Source organism: Brevibacillus sp. AG (assembly GCF_028369215.1).
GTDB lineage: Bacteria > Bacillota > Bacilli > Brevibacillales > Brevibacillaceae > Brevibacillus > Brevibacillus porteri.
Map to the genome: position 1 here is coordinate 1 of NZ_JAQMYO010000031.1, position 2871 is coordinate 2871.

Here is a 2871-nt window from a genome sequence, read left to right on the forward strand (position 1 = left end):
CGAACCTATCAACCTCATCGTCTATGAGGGGTCTTACCAGCTTGCGCTGTGGGAAGTCTCATCTTGGAGGGGGCTTCACGCTTAGATGCTTTCAGCGCTTATCCCGTCCGCACATAGCTACCCAGCTGTGCCACTGGCGTGACAACTGGTGCACCAGCGGTGCGTCCATCCCGGTCCTCTCGTACTAAGGACAGCTCTCCTCAAACTTCCTACGCCCGCGACAGATAGGGACCGAACTGTCTCACGACGTTCTGAACCCAGCTCGCGTACCGCTTTAATGGGCGAACAGCCCAACCCTTGGGACCTACTTCAGCCCCAGGATGCGATGAGCCGACATCGAGGTGCCAAACCTCCCCGTCGATGTGGACTCTTGGGGGAGATAAGCCTGTTATCCCCAGGGTAGCTTTTATCCGTTGAGCGATGGCCCTTCCATGCGGAACCACCGGATCACTAAGCCCGACTTTCGTCCCTGCTCGACTTGTAGGTCTCGCAGTCAAGCTCCCTTCTGCCTTTACACTCTACGAATGATTTCCGACCATTCTGAGGGAACCTTTGGGCGCCTCCGTTACCTTTTAGGAGGCGACCGCCCCAGTCAAACTGCCCACCTGGCATGGTCCTCTCGCCCGATAAGGGCGACGAGTTAGAAACTCCGTACATCAAGGGTGGTATCCCACCGACAGCTCCACAGAGGCTGGCGCCCCTGCTTCTCAGCTTCCCACCTATCCTGTACATGATGCACAAAGTTCCAATACCAGGCTACAGTAAAGCTCCATGGGGTCTTTCCGTCTTGTCGCGGGTAACCTGCATCTTCACAGGTATTATGATTTCACCGGGTCTCTTGCCGAGACAGCGCCCAAGTCGTTACGCCTTTCGTGCGGGTCGGAACTTACCCGACAAGGAATTTCGCTACCTTAGGACCGTTATAGTTACGGCCGCCGTTTACTGGGGCTTCGGTTCAAAGCTTCGCTTGCGCTAACTCATCCCCTTAACCTTCCAGCACCGGGCAGGCGTCAGCCCCTATACTTCGCCTTGCGGCTTCGCAGAGACCTGTGTTTTTGCTAAACAGTCGCTTGGGCCTTTTCACTGCGGCCCCCTCGGGCTATTAACCCTACCGAGGCGCCCCTTCTCCCGAAGTTACGGGGCCATTTTGCCGAGTTCCTTAGCAAGAGTTATCCCGCGCACCTTAGGATTCTCTCCTCGCCTACCTGTGTCGGTTTGCGGTACGGGCACCTTGTTCCTCGCTAGACGCTTTTCTTGGCAGTGTGAAATCAGGGACTTCGGTACTTAAATTTCCCTCGCCATCACAGCTCATGCTTAACGGTGTGCGGATTTGCCTACACACCACACTCACTGCTTGGACGGCCATCCAGTAGGCCGCTCACCCTATCCTCCTGCGTCACGCCATTGCTCAAGCGGAACAGAGGTGGTACAGGAATATCAACCTGTTGTCCATCGCCTACGCCTTTCGGCCTCAGCTTAGGTCCCGACTAACCCTGGGAGGACGAGCCTTCCCCAGGAAACCTTAGGCTTTCGGTGGACAAGATTCTCACTTGTCTTTTCGCTACTTACACCGGCATTCTCACTTCCAAGCGCTCCACCGCTCTTTCCAGTACGGCTTCACTGCTGCTTGGAACGCTCCCCTACCCAGTCCGTAAGGACTGCCATAGCTTCGGTGATACGTTTAGCCCCGTTACATTTTCCGCGCAGAGTCACTCGACCAGTGAGCTATTACGCACTCTTTAAATGGTGGCTGCTTCTAAGCCAACATCCTGGTTGTCTGGGCAACTCCACATCGTTTCCCACTTAACGTATACTTGGGGACCTTAGCTGATGGTCTGGGCTGTTTCCCTTTTGACGATGGATCTTAGCACTCACCGTCTGACTCCCGGACATAAGTCATTGGCATTCGGAGTTTGACTGAATTCGGTAACCCGATGAGGGCCCCTAGTCCAATCAGTGCTCTACCTCCAAGACTCTAAATTCCGAGGCTAGCCCTAAAGCTATTTCGGGGAGAACCAGCTATCTCCGAGTTCGATTGGAATTTCACCGCTAGCCACACCTCATCCCCGCACTTTTCAACGTGCGTGGGTTCGGGCCTCCAGTAGGTGTTACCCTACCTTCACCCTGGACATGGCTAGATCACACGGTTTCGGGTCTACGGCAGCGTACTATCGCCCTATTCAGACTCGCTTTCGCTGCGGCTCCGTCTCTTCAACTTAACCTCGCACGCTACCGTAACTCGCCGGTTCATTCTACAAAAGGCACGCCGTCACCCTTTTAACGGGCTCCGACTATTTGTAAGCACACGGTTTCAGGTACTATTTCACTCCCCTCCCGGGGTGCTTTTCACCTTTCCCTCACGGTACTGGTTCACTATCGGTCGCTAGGTAGTATTTAGCCTTAGCAGATGGTCCTGCCAGATTCACACGGGATTTCACGTGTCCCGCGCTACTCGGGGTTGGTCTCGGAGAGACGCGCGTTTAGGTTACGCGACTATCACGCTCTATGGTCAGCTTTCCCAAGCTGTTCACCTACGCGCGTCTTTTGTAACTCCATGTGAGACGCCCCACAACCCCGCCGGGTAAACCCGACGGTTTAGGCTCTTCCGCGTTCGCTCGCCACTACTGACGGAATCACTATTGTTTTCTCTTCCTCCGGCTACTTAGATGTTTCAGTTCACCGGGTCTGCCTTCTCATCACCTATGTATTCAGTGAAGGATACCATCCCATTACAGATGGTGGGTTACCCCATTCGGAGATCCCCGGATCAAAGCGTGCTTACCGCTCCCCGAGGCTTATCGCAGTTCGCTGCGTCCTTCTTCGGCTCCTAGCGCCAAGGCATCCACCGTGTGCCCTTAGTAACTTAACCAC

General features: G+C 54.8%; 1 rRNA gene. It reads right to left on the bottom strand.

The annotated features are described in order from the left end of the window. Positions 1-2869, bottom strand: a 23S ribosomal RNA gene (locus POF51_RS31935); the annotation flags it as partial. Between the last annotated feature and the right edge of the window lie 2 nt (positions 2870-2871).